The 19,003-nt window shown below is 69.3% G+C and carries 14 protein-coding genes and 2 pseudogenes; 10 read left to right on the top strand and 6 right to left on the bottom strand.

Features of this window, described 5'->3' with window-relative positions; genetic code table 11:
- Positions 1-366: 366 nt before the first annotated feature.
- A complete protein-coding gene (locus KM933_RS20935; protein ID WP_221354382.1) occupies positions 367-3,300 on the bottom strand; it encodes a GH32 C-terminal domain-containing protein in 2,934 nt (977 codons plus the stop codon).
- A gap of 269 nt (positions 3,301-3,569) precedes the next feature.
- Between KM933_RS20935 and KM933_RS20940 the strand changes: the two genes are divergently transcribed.
- The 6 genes from KM933_RS20940 (at position 3,570) to asnB (ending at position 11,714) form a co-directional block, all read left to right on the top strand.
- Positions 3,570-4,604, top strand: coding sequence for a LacI family DNA-binding transcriptional regulator (locus KM933_RS20940; protein WP_260333881.1), 1,035 nt, complete (start codon positions 3,570-3,572; stop codon positions 4,602-4,604).
- Positions 4,605-4,750: 146 nt separating this feature from the next.
- Positions 4,751-6,055: an extracellular solute-binding protein gene (locus tag KM933_RS20945; RefSeq protein WP_221354384.1), complete on the top strand. Its 1,305-nt coding sequence runs from the start codon at positions 4,751-4,753 to the stop codon at positions 6,053-6,055.
- A gap of 65 nt (positions 6,056-6,120) precedes the next feature.
- Entirely contained in the window at positions 6,121-7,056 is a 936-nt protein-coding gene (locus KM933_RS20950; RefSeq protein ID WP_221354386.1) for a carbohydrate ABC transporter permease, read from the top strand.
- 1 nt (position 7,057) lies between these two features.
- Entirely contained in the window at positions 7,058-7,930 is an 873-nt protein-coding gene (locus KM933_RS20955; RefSeq protein ID WP_221354388.1) for a carbohydrate ABC transporter permease, read from the top strand.
- A gap of 76 nt (positions 7,931-8,006) precedes the next feature.
- Positions 8,007-9,473, top strand: a complete 1,467-nt coding sequence (locus KM933_RS20960; RefSeq protein WP_221354390.1) for a glycoside hydrolase family 32 protein — start codon at positions 8,007-8,009, stop codon at positions 9,471-9,473.
- A gap of 402 nt (positions 9,474-9,875) precedes the next feature.
- Entirely contained in the window at positions 9,876-11,714 is a 1,839-nt protein-coding gene (gene asnB, locus KM933_RS20965; protein WP_221354392.1) for an asparagine synthase (glutamine-hydrolyzing), read from the top strand.
- 31 nt (positions 11,715-11,745) lie between these two features.
- On the opposite strand, the gene KM933_RS20970 is transcribed toward asnB, so the two are convergent.
- A complete protein-coding gene (locus KM933_RS20970) occupies positions 11,746-12,453 on the bottom strand; it encodes a methyltransferase (protein WP_308013484.1) in 708 nt (235 codons plus the stop codon).
- A 465-nt stretch (positions 12,454-12,918) separates the two neighbouring features.
- Here KM933_RS20970 and KM933_RS20975 point away from each other — a divergent pair, with 465 nt between their 5' ends.
- Positions 12,919-13,629, top strand: coding sequence for a tectonin domain-containing protein (locus KM933_RS20975; protein WP_221354394.1), 711 nt, complete (start codon positions 12,919-12,921; stop codon positions 13,627-13,629).
- 297 nt (positions 13,630-13,926) lie between these two features.
- Here the strand turns inward: KM933_RS20975 and KM933_RS40625 are convergent.
- Positions 13,927-14,259, bottom strand: a pseudogene (locus tag KM933_RS40625) (hypothetical protein); the annotation flags it as partial.
- A gap of 177 nt (positions 14,260-14,436) precedes the next feature.
- Here KM933_RS40625 and KM933_RS20980 point away from each other — a divergent pair.
- Entirely contained in the window at positions 14,437-15,423 is a 987-nt protein-coding gene (locus tag KM933_RS20980; RefSeq protein WP_260333882.1) for a hypothetical protein, read from the top strand.
- Positions 15,420-16,136: an SGNH/GDSL hydrolase family protein gene (locus KM933_RS20985; protein ID WP_347355173.1), complete on the top strand. Its 717-nt coding sequence runs from the start codon at positions 15,420-15,422 to the stop codon at positions 16,134-16,136. The genes KM933_RS20980 and KM933_RS20985 overlap by 4 nt, the downstream gene beginning before the upstream one ends.
- 135 nt (positions 16,137-16,271) lie before the next feature.
- Here KM933_RS20985 and KM933_RS20990 read toward each other — a convergent pair whose 3' ends face one another.
- Positions 16,272-17,396, bottom strand: coding sequence for an acyltransferase family protein (locus tag KM933_RS20990; protein WP_221354397.1), 1,125 nt, complete (start codon positions 17,394-17,396; stop codon positions 16,272-16,274).
- 436 nt (positions 17,397-17,832) lie between these two features.
- Positions 17,833-18,165 (bottom strand): cytochrome P450, encoded by a 333-nt coding sequence (locus KM933_RS20995; protein WP_260333908.1) that lies wholly within the window; start codon positions 18,163-18,165, stop codon positions 17,833-17,835.
- Between the two features lies 1 nt (position 18,166).
- On the opposite strand from KM933_RS20995, the pseudogene KM933_RS21000 reads away from it, so the two are divergent.
- Positions 18,167-18,478, top strand: a pseudogene (locus KM933_RS21000) (dihydrofolate reductase family protein); the annotation flags it as partial.
- Positions 18,479-18,690: 212 nt separating this feature from the next.
- Here the strand turns inward: KM933_RS21000 and KM933_RS39515 are convergent.
- Positions 18,691-18,822, bottom strand: coding sequence for a hypothetical protein (locus KM933_RS39515; protein WP_260333883.1), 132 nt, complete (start codon positions 18,820-18,822; stop codon positions 18,691-18,693).
- Positions 18,823-19,003 lie beyond the last annotated feature (181 nt).

Raw genomic sequence — 19,003 nt, forward strand, 5'->3', positions numbered from 1 at the left:
AGCCCGTCGGCGGAATGGTCGAAGCAGCAGCCCCGGCCCCAGCCCGGGTCGTCGGTGACGGACCCGGTGAAGGCGGTTCCGGTGGTGGTCCGGCCGCTGAGGTCGCCGGACTCGAAGTCGGGGTCCGGCAGGCTGGTTTCGGCCGCGTCGGCGGTCTTCGTCATCGGGGGTGCTGCCAGGCCCCGGCATATCGCGGGTGCGGGCGGCGGACGCACCAGGCTGTGTCTGGTCGCGGCTCTCGACGGTGCACGGATTCGCATGGCGACCTCCGTCGGTTTGGGGTCGGGGTGAGCGGGCGGAGCAGGACGTCAGCCCTTGGTGCGGCGCGGTCCGGGGCCGACGCGTATGCGGGGCGGGGCCGGAGGCTCAGGAGCGCCGGACGGGAACGTTGACGTCGGCGACGTTGATGTGGCCCCAGCCCCCGTCGGCCCGGTCGACGACCTCGATGTGGATCCGGTCGCCGATGTGGGCGGAAAGGTCGAGGACGACGCGTCGGTACTGCTCGGTGCCACGGCCGGTGGCCTTGGCCAGTACCTTGCCGTCGTCGGCGCGGACGGCGGCTGCGTAGAGCCGGTCGGGGTCGTTGCCGCCGGACACGAGCAGGTCGATCACACCGTCTCCGCCGAGGACCACGGTGGTGGAGCGCAGGACGCCGGTGGCGCCGTCGCCGCCTGCGGAGGGGTTGAAGCCCCACAGGTGGTGGCCGGCCGGGTCGTCCTCGGTCTCCGCCTGGTAAAAGGGGCCGCCCCAGCCCCAGTCGGTGCGGGTGGTGACGTTGGCGTCGCTGAAGGTCGTGCCCGAGACGACGGTCCATCCGGTGAGGTCGCCGGTGGCGAAGTCGTGGTTGGGCAGCGCGCCGACGTCCGCCGGGCGCGGCGGGTCGTACGCGGCGGGCACGACCGGCGTGTCGTAGGCGCCGTTCATCCGCCAGACGTCCAGGGACACGACGCGGGCCGATCCGCCCTCGCTGGTCAGGCGCAGGCCGGTGGCGTCCTCGCGGGTGGGGTAGACGCGGCTGGTGATGCTGTTGGTGCCGTTGACGTACGCCTCCAGCATCGAGCGGTCGAGCAGGACCCTGAGCGCGAGGCGCCCGTCGTCGAGGTCCACGCTGCCGCCGTGGACGCCCTTGCGGACGTCCGGGTCGAGGCTGGAGCGGCCTCGGTCGATCAGGAAGCGGCGCTCGGCCGTGTCGTAGGTCAGCAGGGTCTCCTCGGCGCCGTCGGCGCAGGCCCGGACCGCCAGAGTGATCGTCCGCGCGCCGCGCGGCTCGATGAGGGCGCTGATGTCCAGCAGGTCGCCGGAGACCCCGGCGAGCCGCCGGTTCGCTTCCGCCACCGAGGTCTGCCGGATGCGGGCGAGTCGCCGGCCCCGCAGACCGGCAGCCTCGGCGATCGGTTCGACCCCGAGGGTGCCGTCCTCGCGCAGGGAGACGGACACGGGCATGCCGGCGTTGTGTGCCCAGCCGGACTGGGCGTGCTGCTGCTCGGTACGGCGGTCCTGGGTGATGCTGAACACCACCGACCGGCCGTCGGGGGTGACGAAGCCGGACGGGCCGGTGAAGTGCTCACCGAAGTCGAACTCGCGGGGCTTGTCGTGGTCCGGCACGAAGCGGTGCTCGCGCTTGTCGAAGGTGCCCGTCCAGTAGTACGTGTGCTTGACAGCGTTCGGGTCGAACCCCTCCCACCACGGACAGATCAGCAGGATGTGCTTGCCGGTGCGCCGGCCGCGGGAATCAGGGAGCGGGAGGAGCACCGGCAGCTCCCACACCTCGCCGGGCTCGGGCAGCGTGGTGAGGTCGTTCCGGTGCAGCGGCCCCCGGTACGTCCAGGGCCCCTCGGGCCTGCGGGCGGTGTGGAGGAGAGCGGTTCCGCCGTGCTTGCGGGTGACCCGCGTACCGTCGTAGTCGACGATGCCGCTGCCGACGAGCTGGTACCAGACGCCGTCCTCCTGCCAGACGAACGGATCGCGGAAGTTCTCCGCCCACGCCGTTCCCGGGCCGGCCGGCAGATTCGCCGGGGCTTCGGTGACCGGTTCGGAGCGCATCGTCCAGGTGGGCAGGTCGGTGTCGCCGTCGGCCCGGTAGGTGGACACGGCAAGGCCGGTGCGTTGGCGGTAGGGCAGGCGGTCGTCGCCGCCGGTGAAGAAGAGGACCGGCCCGCGGTCGCCGTCGACGCAGGCGGATCCCGACCAGATGCCGTCCGGGCCGGCCGAGTCCGCGGCGGGGGCGAGGGCGATGGGGAGGTCGCGCCAGTGCACCATGTCGGTGCTGACGGCGTGGCCCCAGTGAATCTGGCCCCAGAAGGGTCCGAGCGGGTCGTGCTGGTAGAAGATGTGGTATTTGCCCTTGAAGTACACGGGCGCGTGCGGCTCGTTCATCCAGTGCCAGGGCGGCAGCATGTGGAACTGGGGGCGGTGCCGGTCGCCGTCGAAACGGGTCCGGTGGGGGGCCAGGTCGGGGCGGGGCACGCGGTGGCCGGGCAGCGCGGCGACCTTCTCGACGTGCTCGCGGCGTGCCGTCGAGTCGTCCAGGGCGCCCGGGCGGATCACGACACTGTCCATGAGTCCCATGTACATGTTGGCGTGGAACTCGCCGTTGAGCAGGGTCGGGCGGTTGTGCTTCCCGATGAGGAGGGGCTCGCCGGGCGCCGGTCCGGGGGCCTTAGCCGGGGTGGCGGCGGTTCCGATCAGGCGGCCGTCGCGGTAGAGGCGCAGCTGGTGGGCGGCCGGGTCGTAGGTGGCCGCGATGTGACTCCACCTGCCTTTGGCGGCCGGCTGGTCCGGAGCGCCCCGGACCTCGATCAGGTCGGTGCCGAAGCCCAGCTGGAAGACGATCTGCCCGAAGCGGCGCAGTCCGAGCAGGAAGCCGGTCCTGGTACCGGGGTCGTGCTGGTTGACCAGGGCCTGGGGCTTGCCGTCGATGCCGTGCTCGTAGGCGTAGGGGGCGATCCACACGTCGACGGTCATGCCGCCGGCGGGGTCGAGCCCGCCGGGCCCCTCAGCGGTGACGCAGGTGGAGCAGCCGTCGAAGTACAGGGCTCGGCCGCTCACGCCACGGCGGCGTACCGGGTCGCTGTCGGGCTTGTACCGGGCGTCGTTGAAGACGTGGTCCACCGGGGTGGCCGATCCGGAGACCGCCTCGCGGGCGACCGCGCCGGACCGTTCGTCGAAGTCCCAGCGGGCAGTGGGCTTCCGAGGGCCGGACCGACCGCCGGCGGCAGCGGAAGCGGGCGCGAACGGGAGTGGCACGGCGGCGCCGCCGACTGCGGCGGATACGACCCTCAGGGCTGTTCTTCTCCTCATGCTGCCTCCTGGGCTGCGTGACAGACCGCGACCTGACGACCTGCCAATTCGATTTAGGTGATGGTTCGGCATGGTTCGCGTGCCGTCGCCGCTAAAGCAAGAGCTAACGCATACGGATTTCAACTTCACGTTGTCCAGAAGGGTGTAAAACCCTGCATAGAGTCGTCGTTACGTAGGCGAGATGTCCGGGGTGTTGACAGCGCATGACGAGTGAAGCACTCTCGTCGCATCTTGCTAATCCGATTTAGCCGAGCGGAGCTGATCCACCGATGTCCGAACGCCGCGTGACCATGGCCGACGTCGCCCGCGAGGCGGGCGTGTCGCCGACGACGGCGTCGTTCGCCCTGTCCGGCCGCACCGACATGCGCATCTCCGACGCCTCCCGGGAGCGGGTCCTGGAAGCGGCCAGGCGACTGGGCTACCGCCCGAACGTCACCGCGCGCAGCCTCCGCACGAAGTCCACGCAGACCATCGGACTCGTCTCGGACCGGATCACTACCACGCCGTTCGCCGGCGACGTGATCCGCGGCGCCATGGAGGCCGCCCGCGAGCATGACCACCTGCTGTTCATCACGGAGGCCGGCGGCGACCGTGCCGCCGAGTCGTCCCTGGTCCACGCGCTGCTGGATCGCCAGGTCGACGCGGTGATCTACGCGACCATGTTCACCCGGTACGTCACTCCGCCCAAGGAGCTGTTCGGGCGCCGCGTGGTGCTGCTGAACTGCCTGGCCCCGGGTTTCGACGCCCCGTCCGTCGTCCCGGACGAGTTGGAGGCCGGCCGGGGCGCGGCCCGCGCCCTGCTCGCGGCCGGTCACACCGAGGGCATCTGGGCGATCGGCGGCCACCAGGCGGTCCCGGCCACGCCCGAGGGGATCATCGCCGGCAACGAGCGCATGCGCGGCCTGGAGGAAGTGCTGCGCGAGGGCGGCGCACATCTGCACGGCGTCATCGAGTGCGACTGGGACACGCTGGACGGCTACCGGGAGGTGTCCGCCCTGCTGGCGGCGGGGATCCGTCCCCGGGCGCTGGTGTGCCTGGCCGACAGGGTGTCGTTCGGCGCCTACCAGGCGCTCGGTGAGGCGGGGCTGTCGGTGCCGGGCGACGTGTCGGTGATCTCGTTCGACGACCAGGACATCGCATCCGTGCTGCGGCCGGCGCTCACCACGCTGAAACTGCCGCACCACCGGCTCGGACGCCTCGCCGTGGAGCTGATCCTCCGCGGCGGGCCGCTCGAAGCGGCCGTACACCGCGTACCCATGCCGCTGATGGAGCGTGCCTCCCTGGGCGCACCCGCCGGGGCGTGACACCGGCACCCGAAGACAGCCGTCCCGCCCCCCGCTGCGATGACCCTGCAGCGGGGGGCGGGACGGCCACCGAGAACAGCGACCGAGGCAACCGGTCGCCAAGGGCAGGTCCTGCAAGACCTGCCTCCGTGAGATGGAGGAACCCCGTGGTGTTCAGAAGAAGGCGCCTCGCGCTTGCGAGTGTAGCCGCCGCGGCGGCGACCGCGCTCGTCGCCGGGTGCGCGTCCGGCCCTGGCGGGAGCTCGTCCGGCGCCGGCGGCGACACGCTGACCCTGTGGACGCACAACGCCGGCAACTCGGCCGAGCTCGATGTCGTCAAGAAGATCATCAAGGACTTCAACGACTCCCAGGACAAGTACACGGTCGAGCTCCAGTCGTTCCCGCAGACCGACTACAACAACTCCGTCGTGGCCGCCGCCTCGGCCCGCAAGCTGCCCTGCCTGCTCGATGTGGACGGCCCCAACGTGGCGAACTGGGCCTGGGGCGGCTATCTGGCCCCCATTGACGTCTCCGGCAGCGAGGTGCCGGTGAAGGACCAGCTGGCGAGCACGGTCGGCACGTACAAGGACCAGCTGTACTCCTTCGGTTTCTACGACGTCTCCCTGGCCCTGTTCGCCCGTGGGTCCGTTCTGAACGAGCACGGCATCCGCATCCCCACCCCGGGCAAGCCATGGACCAAAGGCGAGTTCGACGCCGCGCTGGCCGAGTTGAGGAAGAGCGGCAAGTTCGCCTACCCGCTGGAGATGGGCACCGGCGGCAGTGGCGAGTGGTGGCCGTACGCCTACTCCCCTCAGCTGCAGAGCTTCGGCGGGGATCTGATCGACCGCAACGGCCACAAGTCCGCCTCGGGCACGCTCGACGGCAAGGAGTCCGTGGAGTGGGGCAACTGGTTCCGCTCGCTGGTGACCAAGGGGTACATGGCGAAGAAGTCCGGAGCCGACCCGAACAAGGACTTCCTGGCCGGCAAGAGCGCCATCCAGTGGGACGGCAGCTGGAACGCGGCCAAGAACGCCCAGAAGCTCGGCGACGACCTGGTGATCCTCCCGCCGGTCGACTTCGGCGAGGGGCCCAAGATCGGCGGCGCCTCCTGGCAGTGGGCGATGAGCTCCACCTGCTCCGACAAGGACGGCGCGCAGGAGTGGCTGAGGTTCTCCCGCCGGACCAAGTACTTCGTCGACTACGCCGAGGCCACCAGCACCATCCCCGCCACGGACGCCGCCGCGCGGCAGATCGCGGACTACCGGCCGGGCGGCAAGTTCGAGGTGCTCGTCCAGTTCGCGCGCGAGTACGCCACGGTGCGTCCGGTCACTCCGGCCTACCCGTACATCTCCACCGAGTTCCAGAAGGCGGCCCAGGACATCCTGGCCGGTGCCGACCCCGAGAGCGCTCTCGGTCAGGCCGCGAAGAACATCGACAACAACCTGAAGACGAACAACAACTACGCAGGCTGACATGCCCCGGTCCGGTTCGGTCCCCGCCCGTGCCGCCCGAACCGGACCGGCTCCCTGGAGATACCGTGACCACCAAGATCGCAGCCCTCGAGCGGCTGTGTCCGGTCCGGCGAACCCGAACGACCAACGCCCGTCGCCGTCAGAGCCTCACCGCCCTCGGCATGGCCACCCCGGCCGTCGTGCTGCTGATCGTCTTTCTCGTCGTACCGGTCGTCCTCGCCTTCGCCCTGGCCTTCACCGACGCGAGGCTCATCTCGCCCACCCCGGCCCGCTTCGTGGGCCTTCGCAACTTCACCCAGCTCTTCGAAGACCCCGTCTTCTACAAGTCCCTGCGCAACACGGCGTACTTCGCCGCCGTCGTCGTCCCGCTCCAGGCCGGACTCGCCCTGGCCCTGGCCCTGCTGGTCAACGCGAAGGTGCGGGGCGTCAACTTCTTCCGCACCGTCTACTTCCTGCCGGTCGTCACCTCGATGGTCGTGGTGTCCCTCCTGTGGACCTTCCTCTACCGCAAGGACGGCCTGGTCAACCACGTCATCTCGACGCTCACCCTCGGCCACGTCCAGGGCCCGGACTGGCTGGGCGACCCGGCCACCGCGATGCCCGCCATCATCCTGATGTCGGTGTGGCAGGGCGTCGGCTTCCACATGGTCATCTGGCTGGCCGGCCTGCAGACCATCCCCGTCGAGCTGTACGAGGCCGCCGAACTCGACGGCGCCACCACCTGGCACCGTTTCCGCCACGTCACCTGGCCGGGGCTGCGTGCCACCCGTACCTTCGTGCTCGTCACCATCACGATCGCGGCGTTCAGCCTCTTCACCCAGATCAGGGTGATGACACAAGGCGGCCCGCTCGACTCCACCACCACCGTCGTCTACCAGGCGGTGCGCACCGGCTACGACCAGCAGCAGACCGCCTACGCGGCAACCGTCTCGCTGGTCTTCTTCGTACTCGTCCTGACCGTGTCGCTCGTCCAGCGCTTCCTGACCCGGGAGAAGGACTGACATGACCTCCCTCCTCAAGCGGCTCGGCGGTCACGCCGGTCGCATCGTCCTGGCCCTGGTCTTCGCGCTCCCGCTCGTCTTCATGCTGGTCTCGTCGTTCAAGACGGACGACCAGATCTTCGGCGACCTGGGTTCGCCGAGCGCCTTCCTGCCGGTCGGAGCCCTGTCGCTGGACAACTACACCGGCATGTTCGAACGGGTTCCCGCGGCACAGTTCCTGCTGAACTCCGTGCTGATCTCGTCGATCACCGTGGTGCTCGGCATCATCGTCAACAGCCTGGCCGCCTTCGCGCTCTCACGAATGCGGTGGCCCGGCCGCAAGCTCGTCCTGACCGTGATCATCGCCACCCTCATCGTGCCGTTCGAGACCTTCGCGCTGCCGCTCGTGTGGTGGGTCAACCAACTGCCGCTGCTCCGCGTGAACGGCTTCCACCTGGAGTGGACCACCGGCTGGATGGACACCTACCAGGTGCAGATCCTGCCGTTCGTCGCCAACGCCTTCTCGATCTTCTTCTTCCACCAGTTCTTCCAGAGCATCCCCAAGGAACTCGACGAAGCGGCGATCATGGACGGCGCCGGCTGGTTCACCATCTACCGCCGCATCGTGGTGCCGCTGTCCGGTCCGGCCGTCGCCACGGTCGCCATCCTCACCTTTCTGCCCGCCTGGAACTCCTACCTGTGGCCGCTGATGGTCGTACAGAGCGAGGAACTGCGACCGGTGATGGTCGGCATCTCCTACTTCTTCCAGCTGAACGTGGGCTGGGGCCAGATCATGGCCTATGCCTCCATGATCACCGTGCCGGTCCTCGCCCTGTTCGTGGCGTTCCAGCGGTCGTTCGTCAACAGCATCGCCTCCACCGGCGTCAAGGGCTGACCCCCGCACCGCGCCGGCGGTTCCGCCGCGTCCTCATGACTTCCGTGCGCCTCGCACGCGCCGAGAAAGGCCCCGTGTGTCCACGTCGCCTGCCGACCCCCACCTGCCCGCCGTCCATCTGCGACCGCCCCGCAACTGGATCAACGACCCCAACGGCCTGGTCTTCCACGACGGCCACTACCACGTGTTCTTCCAGTACAACCCGCACGGCCCCCAGCACGCGAACGTGCACTGGGGCCACTATCGCAGTCCCGACCTGATCAACTGGGAACCCTTCCCCGTCGCCCTCACCCCTACCCCGGGCGGCCACGACGCCGACGGCTGCTACTCGGGCAACGCCGTCTCCGACGGCGACCGCATGGTGGCCTTCTACTCCGCCCACCGCAATGACCGCTGGTGGCAGCCGATCACGACCGCCGAGTCGTCGGACAACGGCCGCACCTGGACCAAACGCCCCCACCTGCTCATCCCCGAACCGCCCGCCGGCACCACCATGTACCGGGACCCCTACGTGTGGCGGCAGGACGAGCGCTGGCGGATGCTGGTCGGCTCCGCCCTCGACGACGGCCGCGCCGCGGCACAGCTGTACGAGTCCGGCGACCTGGAGCACTGGACCTACCGCGGCCCCTTCCACACCAGCGACACCGCCGCCGGCACGGGTCCGATCGGCTGGGAGTGCCCCCAGTACGCCACCTTCGGCGACCGAAGCGTCCTGGTCCTCAGCGACTGGACCCCGCAGGGCGGCCCCAGCCACACGACCGTCGTCACCGGCCGGGAGAAGGACGGACGCTTCACGGCGGTCACGGGCCCCGTGCCGCTGGACCACGGCCCCGACTTCTACGCCCCCGCCCTGCTGAAGGCGCCCGGAGAAGACCGCTGGCTGATGTGGGGCTGGGCCTGGGAAGCCCGGGACGATGCCTGGGCGCACGAAGCGGGTTGGGCAGGCGTCCTCACGCTTCCCCGGGAGGTCAGCCTCGCCGCCGACGGCACGGTCGCCCAGCGCCCCGCCCGCGAACTGCTGGCCCTGCGCGGTCCGCTCGTCCTGCACGGAACCGGACACGTCACGCGGACCGGGCCGGCCGAACTCGGCCAGGTCTGCCACACCTTCGACCTCACCGCCGTCCTCGTCCCGGACACCACCGGTACCAGCGGACTGCGCCTGATCACCTCAACCGACGGATCCGAGTACCTCGACATCAGCCTCGACCCCACGGCAGGCCACCTCATCGTCGACCGCGCTCACGCTTCACAGGACGCACGAGCACGGGGAGGGGCGTACACCGCGCCGTGCCCGGCCGCGACACGTCCCGACGCCCCCGTCGAGCTCCGCGTGATCGTCGACCGCTCGATAGCCGAGGTCTACCTGGCCGACGAGCAGGTTCTCACCCTGCGGTTCTACCCGTCCACCGACGGTCCGTGGCAGTTGCAGGTCCGCACGACAGGGGCAGGGCGCAGCGAATTCGCCGTCGCGGCCTGGGACCTGACCGCGAAAGACCGCCTCCGGGAAGCCCAACTGGCGGGCCGGGGAGTACAGGGCGCCTGACTTCCAGTGGGATCAGCGGCTCCGCGCTGTTCCGGTCTCCTGTGCGCCCGTACGGGGAGGTCAACCTGAACACGGCTGCCCGTCTCAGCCTCACCACGGCCACCGTGCCGGGCCTGCGGATCGCAGATCGCAGATCGCAGATCGCGATCGACCAGCCGGGCCGGACCGTCACTAGGACTGTGACGGCGGCCGCCGCCGAACACCCTGGGCCAAGGGCACGGGAGGAGAAACGGCACTCGGGGTGACGGAGAAGGTACTCGGGAGGGTGAGTGTGCCCGCGCTTTGCGTCTGCCGGCTGCGGCCGTGTGGTGTTCTGGCCGGGCGGGTTAGCGATGGCAGGGTCGTTGGTCAGCCGCCGGGTCCGGCACCGGCCCCGCGGGATGACGCAGAGGAGTCACGGGCATGTGCGGAATCAGCGGATGGATCTCCTACGACCGGGACCTTTCCGCGGAGGGCATGACGCTCGAGGCGATGACGGAGCCGATGGCCTGCCGCGGTCCCGACGCGGCCGGGTTGTGGCTCGACGGACACGCCGCCTTCGGCCACCGCCGCCTGGCCGTCATCGACGTCGCGGGCGGTACGCAGCCCATGACGGTCGAGCGAAACGGCCGCACTGTACTGGTGACCACCTACAGCGGCGAGGTCTACAACCACCGGCAACTGCGCGCCGAGCTGGAAGGTCTGGGGCACGTCCTCCGCACGAGCAGTGACACCGAGGTGGTGCTCCACGCCTACCTCCAGTGGGGCGAGGACTTCGCGGGCCGCCTCAACGGCATGTACGCGTTCGCCCTGTGGGATCCCCGTGACCAGGAACTCCTCCTGGTGCGCGACCGGATGGGCGTCAAGCCCCTGTACTACTACCCGACCAGTGACGGGGTGCTCTTCGCCTCGGAGCCGAAGGCCGTCCTGGCCCATCCCGCGGCGCACGCCCGCGTCGACGCCGAGGGCCTGGCGGAACTGATCGCGTTCACCAGGACACCCGGGCACGCCGTCTACAAAGGCATGCACGAGCTGAGGCCCGGCCACACCGCACGGGTCAGCCGGCGTGGTCTGGCGGTCAGGCGCTACTGGGCCCTGGAGGCCCGCGAGCACACCGACGACCTCGACACCACCGTCGCCCGCGTACGCGAACTCCTGGAAGACATCGTGGCCCGCCAGCTCATCTCGGACGTGCCGCTGTGCTCCCTGCTCTCCGGCGGCCTGGACTCCTCGGTCATCACCGCCCTCGCCGCCCAGCGCAGCAGCGGACCGGTTCGCACCTTTGCGGTCGACTTCAGCGGCCATGCCGAGAACTTCAGCGCCGACGGTCTGCGCTCCACCCCCGACACCCCCTACGCCCATGCCCTGGCCTCGCACGTGCGCTCCGACCACACCGACATCATCTTGGACACGGCCGACCTGGCCGACCCCGGACACCGCGGGGCCGTCCTGACCGCTCACGACCTCCCCACCCGGTTCGGCGACGGCGACACCTCTCTCTACCTCCTGTTCAAAGCGGTCCGCGAACACTCCACGGTCGCGCTCTCAGGCGAGTCCGCGGACGAAGTCTTCGGTGGCTACCGCTGGTTCCACGATCCCAAGAGCGTGAATGCCGACACCTTCCCGTGGATCGCTGCCGGCGTCGCCGGCGGATTCTCCGGCAGCACAGGCACCCGCGAGGCCCTGCTGGACTCAGACCTGCGCACGAAACTCGACCTGGACGGCTACACGGACCGGCGCTACCGCGAAGCTCTGGCCGAAGTCCCCTGTCTGGCCGGCGACACGGGCCTGCAGCACCGGATGCGGGAGATCGGCTACCTCCACCTGACCCGCTTCGTGCAGATCCTGCTGGACCGCAAGGACCGGGCCAGCATGGCGACAGGCCTGGAGGTCCGCGTCCCCTTCTGCGACCACCGACTGGTCGAATACGTCTTCAACACCCCCTGGACCATGAAGACCTTCGACGGCCGGGAGAAGTCCCTGCTACGCGCCGCCACCCGCGACCTGCTGCCCCCGGCCATCGCGCAGCGGATCAAGAGCCCTTATCCCAGCACGCAGGATCCCCGGTACACGCAAGCCCTGCGCACCGGGCTACGGGCAGTCCTTCGTGACGGCGATGCGCCGGTGCAGCCCCTGCTGGACGCTGCCGTCGTGGCCCGGGCATCCGCGGTCGACGCGAGCCAGGACATCCGGCCGGGGGCCGAACTCGTCCTGGGTCTGAACGACTGGCTGCGCCGCTACAACGTGGCACTGGAGATCTGACCCCGCGGCAGAGCCGTCGGGGAAGTCCCTGTCATGCCGTTGCGTCCACGCAAGGAGCCAGTTCCAGAAGCTGGAACTCCACTTCGAACGAGCCGGCCTGCCGCTTCGCGCTCACCAACGGCTGGATGCACAGGCCCAGGCCCTCGACGATGCCGTGAAGGGCCTGGAGATTCCCCAGGCTGTTGAACCCGAGGAGAAGGCGACCACCGTCCGCGAGCCGTTCGAAGCCTTGTCGCAGGAACCGTTCGTGGGTGACGTAGCCGCTATCGAAGATCGCCAACTCGATCTCCCTCGCGCACGCGAAATCGCGGGGAGCTTCCACGACATTGGAGTTCCAGAAGATGAGGTCGAACCGATCGCCGGGCTCCAGAGCGTCGAAGAGGTCGCTACGGAGGGTGCGGACCCGCTCCGTGACGCCGTGCCGGGCGGCGTTCATCCGGGTGTTGCACACGGCGGCCTCGGTGATGTCCACCGCGGTCACCTGTGCGCATCCGCACAGCGCAGCGGTCACCGCGGTCACACCGGTACCGCTGCCGACCTCAAGAAAACGACCTCCCACCGGGTACGGAACCCACCTGGTGAACAACTCGGTGGAAGCGGTGTGCAGGGGCGAGAAGACTCCTGGCAGTAGATCCCAGCGCATGTCGAGGAGATCGAACCCTCCAGGGCGCCCTTCCACCGCTCCGTGGCGGTCAGCAAGCCTCAGGCCCACGGCGTACTTCTCCAGTCCGTCCCGCACGACGCAACTCCCTCATTGGGTGAATCCGGCACTCCCAAGAACGACTGCTGGAGCGCGCAGCGCCGGGTTGCATGGATTCTGACCCAGAAGTTACAGAAAGAATCGATCTTGCACATCAGTCAACTGTCTGCGAAAGACATATCTGTTCGGACCCGCCGCTGCCGCCTCACAACCTCTTGCACCGGTCCGTCCACCCCGGTCGACACCGGTCCGTCCACCCCGGCCGGCGAGAACGCCCCGACGGGAAGCACGAACCCGGTAAGCCCTCCCGTAAGAGTGACAACACTTCCAGTCGAAACGCTCATGGCTGCTTCTCTCGCGCGCCCCGGCCTGCAAGGCGATACGCCATGAAACATCGATTTACAGTCTCATTCAGCATTAAGACAGGCATTCGCGCATTCTGTCAGCTCGTCTTTTCACCGAGGATGGCCGGGTCAGCAAAAGCTCGGGGAAAGGTGTTTTGTCATGGCGGATTGGGTGAAGGTCGCAGGTGCTCTCACTGCCATCTCGGCCGGGTCCAGGACGACGGTGCGGGGTGTGAACGCAGCCGGCGCCGTCTACCGGTACACCAACTACGACGCCAACCCGTGGATCAACATCCCGGGGGGCCTCAGCGACATCGGCGCGGCCGCCGACGGCACCGTGTGGGGCGTCAACGCCGGCAACCAGATCTACCGGTACACCGGGGACCAGGACGGCGGCCCGTGGAAGGGCATCTCCGGCAGCCTGGTCCGCATCGACGCGGGTTCACGGACGAACGTGTGGGGCGTGGACTCCGCGGGCGCCATCTACCGGTACACGAACCACGACACCAACCCATGGATCAAGATCCCCGGGGCGCTGAGCGACATCGGTGCGGGCGCCGACGGCACCGTGTGGGGCGTCAACGCCGGCAACCAGATCTACCGGTACACCGGGGACCAGGACGCCGCGAACCCGTGGAAGAGCGTCAACGGCAGCCTCAAGCGCATCGCGGTGGGCTCACGGACGAACGTGTGGGGCGTCGACCCCGCCGGCAGTATCTACCGTTACACCAACAACGACGCCAGCGGCGGCAATCCGTGGATCAAGATCCCCGGCACGGCCATCGACATCGCCGCCGGCGCCGACGGCACCGTGTGGCACATCAACAGCGGCGCCGAGATCTACCGGTACACCGGCGACCAGCCGAGCTGATCCCTGCCCCACCATCCATGCGGCCCCGGTCGGCTGCGTCGTGCGGGACGCCGCCGGGCTGCAACGGCACACCGCGGCATCTGGTCGACCGTCCCGTGCAGGCCCTCGACGAACGCTGGACCGCCTCACGGAAGCTCTCCGTCCTGTCGCGGCCGGGGCTCACCGGAAGCGTCGTCCCCGTGGCCGCAGAACGAACGCGGCGCCCGCCCCTGGGTCGTCTTCCCCGGGCGGGCGCCGCCGTTGCTCCGTCAGACCAACCGGTTCGCCACTTCGTGCATCCGATGGACCTCATAGCGCGATGAGGGCGATCGGGCCGCCGAGCTGCTGGTGCGCGGCCTGGAGAAGGCTTCGGCAGTCGGTCCAGGTTGAAGCTGCGCCGACCGCCGCGTCTGTGGTCCTCGTGCCGTTTGGCCGGTAGATCGGGCAGGAGCGTGCTCCCGGTTCGCAGCGAGCCGCCGCGACGATGGAGAACCTGCGCCGGGAGCGTCCGCGGACACGTACGACGGGCGTGTGGCCTTTGCGGGACCAGGCATGGCGGGTCGGCGGCGTCATCGGGAATCCGGCTTCGTCCTCGAAGACGGTCCAGGCCCCGACCGCCGCCGCGGTGCTTCCGCCTGCGGCCACGTCTCCGGTGATTCGTGCTGTCTTCAGCCGCACGGCGGCGGATGGCGTAACCGTCGTCGTGTTGCGCTCAGCATGATCACTGGATGCGGGCGTGATCAATACTCTGGCATTCGGCGCGTGAGTGCGTGTCAGCCGGACAGTGAAGGTGAGCGACTTCTCATGAGGTCTTGGATGGTGCACCGTATGGCCTGCCCTGCCGCGGCGGCCGCGCTGCTGATGTTGTTCGCCGCCGTCCCGGCCGGGGCGGGCAGCTCATGGCAGAAGGTCGGGGACGACGCCCGCAGTGGTGTCAGCGGTCTCGCCCATGAGGGTCCGGCTGACGGCGGGGCCGCAGTGCGCGTGCTGGTCGTGCACGACAACAAGCGCTCCGGACAGCAGCGCCTGTCCCGGATCACCCACAGGAAAGGCTCCGTCCGCGTCGCACCAATCACCTGGGACGGTCCGCAGCCCGTCGACCTGGAGGCCATCGAAGCCGTTCCCGGAAGGGCGGGAGAGTACCTGGCCCTCGCCAGCCGCGGCATCGTCCACCACCTCAAGGTCACGGGGTCCATGGCGAGGGTCGTCGACTACTCGCCGCTGCCGGCCGTCGGGGAAGGCGATGACTTCGAGAGCTTCGCACTCGTGGCAGCCAACGGCAGACTCGCCGCGGTGTGGGCGGACCGAGGAGCCGGCACGAAACGTCCGTCCACGCTGTACACAGCGCCTTTGATGTTCACCCCGCGGGGGCAGCCGCAGTTCGCCACCGTGACACGCAGGACCTACCGGGCGGCCTACCCGACCGACGAGGGCACGCGGCACATCTCCGACATCTCGGTGACCGACTCCGGTCGGCTCATCGTCAGTTCGGCGTCCGACGCCGGTGACGACGGGCCCTTCGACTCCGCGGTGAGCGACGCGGGCCGGGTGAGCGTGACCGCGGCGGGCCACGTACACATCACGCTCGATGCAGCGCCGTCGGTGCTCGGAACGTTCCCGCAGTACAAGATCGAAGGCGTGGAGTGCCTGCCGGGAACCACCGAAGCCCTGGTGGGCACCGACGACGAGAACCTGGGCGGATACGTGCGCAGCATGCCGCTCTGCCGGGCCTGGTCCCCCGCGACGGCTGCGAACGCACCGACCGGTCCTACCCGCAGATCATCGAGCGCGACCTCGGTTCGCTCTTCGGCCTGACCAACGTCAGTTGCGGCGCCGCCACGATCGGCGACGTCACCTTCAAGGCGCAGGCGCCGTTCGGCCGTCATCTGCCGCCCTTCTCCACCGATCAGGACCACCCGTTTCCCGCGGTGCCTGCGCAGTCCGAGGCAGTGCGCCCGGACACCGACGTGATCACCGTCGGCGTGGGCGGCAACACCCTCGGTTTCGCCGGCATCCTGCTGAGGTGCATGCGACTGGGGGCGGACAGCGGCGGCGTCGGCACTCCTTGCAGGGACGGTCTCGCCGCAGACATCCCGGGCCGGCTGGCCAAGGTGAGCCAGGGCTACGACCAGATGCTCACCCTGCTCCACGAACGGGCCCCGCACGCCACGGTTCTGGCCGTCGGCTATCCCACGATCATCCCGGACGACTCGTCGAAATGCCGTTACAACGACTGGAGGCACTTCGCCTCGGTCACCCGCGGCGACCTCACCTGGCTGCGGAAGGACGTCCTGGAACCCCTCAACGAAGCCATCGGCAAGTCAGTCGGCACGCACCGCGCCGCACGCTTCGTCGACCTCTATGCCTCCTCCCGGAACCACAGCGTCTGCGACACCGACAAATGGGTGGAAGGCCTGCACACCAGCACTCCCGACCAGATCGGCCTCGTACACCCCGATGCCAAAGGCCACCACCACGCCGCCGACCATGTCGCAGCAGCGATGCTGAACACCCTGGGCACCGGCTGACCCGCACCACCACCCTGCCCGCATGCGCAGCCCGCCGACTACGCCCGGCCCAGGCGAGGAAAAACTCTCCGTCCTTGTCACGGCGGCGAGTTCTCAGTCCTCCTCGGACAGGGTACGGGAGGCCACAACCGCCGGTCAGGGGCGCGGTCGGCCGGCGGCGAAGCGGCGCATGCAGGGCTGTTCGACGTGCGTGTACAGCAGCCAGGCCACCCCCAGCGCCGCCGCGAAGGAGACCGCGGCAACCGGTGCCGGGCCCCACCCGCCGCCGATGTAGTACAGGACGGCCGCGATCAGTGTGGCGTGGACCAGATAGAAGGCGTACGAGATGTCACCGAGGAAGACCATGCCCGGTGTGCGCAGCAGGGATCTTCTGGCATGTACGTCCAGTGCTGCTGTCGCCCGGATCAGCAGGGCGACGGGAACGACGGTGGTCGCGGCCATGAGGAAGGGGGTGGGGAGCGTCGCGGCGCCGACGAGCAGGGTCACACACAGCAAGGCGGCCGAGGCGACGGCCCTGACCCGGACGGGGCGCCCGCCGGTGTGCATTCTGGCCAGGATCATCCCCAGGACGAACTCCGGCAGGCGGCTCAGCGGAAACAGGTACACGAACATCAGTTGCTGTTCGCTGATCTGCCCGCCCGGGGGCCCCTGTCCGAACAGCGTGCCGTTCACGGCCGTCAGGAGCAGTGGTACCGACCAAGCCGCCGCCACGGTGATCCCGGCCGCGACCAGAAGCCGTCGTTCGGGGATCCTTTTGACCCGTGGCAGCAGCCAGGGGAAGAGCAGGTAGAAGACCAGCTCGCAGGTGAGCGACCAGGCGACGCCATTGCCGGCCAGGCCGATCCCGGGCAGCGGAACGAGGCCCTGCACCAGGAAGGCGTTGGCCACATCGCCCGGCAGGGTCGGGGCGGTCACCGCGCCGACGCTGGGCCGCGGCATCCCGATGCCGTGGGCGAGCACCATCAGGAGCACCCAGACGACCAGGTGGCTCGGGTAGATCTTGACGATCCGCCGCCGCCAGAACCCTCTGGCCGTGTCCGTCCCCCGCACCGAGAGCGTGAGGACGAACCCGCTGAGAACGAAGAAGAGCGACACACCGACCGGGCCCAGCAGACCGAGAATCATCAGCTGTCGCCACTCGCCCGTCTGCGCGACGACGAACACTGCCACGTGACAGAGGAACACACCGAACGCGGCGACGAAGCGCAGACCGGTCAGGGACGGCAGCCTCGTGGACGTGACCGCCGGGGACATGGCCATACCACTCCTGGAACGTTTTCGGGCAAAGGATCAAGAATGCCATCCGGGCCCTGTCTTTCCGTCTGCTCCGCGCGGCGACTCATCCCATCAGGGGAGGAAAACCGACCGAACGGGTGAACCCGGTCCGGCTGGCGGATAAGTCGGGCGACATCGCCGACCGGAGAAATGGCATCGCCGAGAGATCGTCGGCGCGATGCACTGCCTCGTCGACGACGGGGTGAAGTGGCGTGCTCCGCACGGTCGGGCGCCGCTCCAGCCGACCGGGGCGAGGGTGGCTTCGGTCGTTCCGAAGGTTTCGGCGATGCATGTGCGGGCGCCGCCGCCGGAGGGGATCAGCGCGGTGTTGCGTCCGCGGGCGGCCGGGCCGTCCCACCGGTCGGGGTCGAAGCGTTCGAAGTCGAATCATTCGAGATCGAAGCGTTCGAGGTCGAAGCGTTCAGGGTCGGGAGTGGAGCGTGGCCTGGCGGTGGATGAGGTAAGGACTGCAGACGGCCGTGGTGCCCTTCTTGACGGGGTGTCCGGCGAACTCGGTGTCGGTCGCGGCGACGCGGGAGGGTGCCCAGGCCGTTGAGTCCAGGCGCAGGGTTTCGGTGATGACGCGGCTGGTGAATTCCCGTCGGGGCAACGGGTCGAAGGTGGCGGGCACGCCGTGGGGCACGACGACGTCCGCCTCGGCGTGCAGCCGGGCTTCGGGATCGGGATGCCCGGCCAGCCGGTGCAGGGCCCATGCCAGGACGGCTGCGGTCGTCTCCGTACCGGCGTGACCCAAGTCCACGCTTGTCCGCGGCGACGCCGTCGAGGCGGTCCGCGCCATGAAGTCGAACGGCTCGGGGCTCCTCGGCGCGATCGGCAGCCGCAGCCTCAGCCTGTGCAGTTCCCTGCCACGGGCCGGACTCGTCGACCGCTTCCGGGTCGTGATGTTCCCGGTGATCACCGGGGCCACGGGTGAAGAACGCATCTACGACGGCCATCCGGACGTCGCCCTCGAGATGATCGGGCACCGCACCTTCGACGGCCGCATCCAGCTGGTCGAGTACAAGCCGCGCGTGCTTGAGCACCCGCCGCTCGGCGTCCCTTCATGACGTCGCCCCGTCGGCACCGGTCTGGACGGTCGTCAGGCCGGCGTCGACGGGCGCGGAGCAAGACCTCACAGGGAGCGAACGGCCGACGTCAGGACGTCAGGTCCATCGTCGCTGTGCGGTGGGAGTTGACGCCGCAGCAGAACAGGCACGGAGCCAGTGATCATGTTGGCGTCGAAGCCAGTTGACCACGAAGAGGTCCCGGGCCGGCCCGCTCACCTTCGCCCGTCCTTGCCATCCTTGCCGTCCTTGCCGAACAGGGTTTGCTCGACGAGCGCGGCATCGGGCGTCTGCGCGCCCGCCTCGCGCGCGTCCCTGGCCCGCGCTCGCACCGCGGCCGTTGGCATCCGCTGATCAACGTGCTGCTGATCTGCTCGTGCGCGAGGTCTCCGGCACGTGGGCCATCACGGGGTTCACCGGCCGGGCGGCGGGTCACCGGCGCCGGGCCGAGGCCGGTGCCGGTGCCGGTGTCGGTGCCGTGTGTGGCGCTGTCCGGTTCAGCCGAAGTTCACGTCGCTGCACCACATG

This window comes from Streptomyces beigongshangae (genome assembly GCF_019710745.1).
In the GTDB taxonomy this organism is placed as follows: domain Bacteria; phylum Actinomycetota; class Actinomycetes; order Streptomycetales; family Streptomycetaceae; genus Streptomyces; species Streptomyces beigongshangae.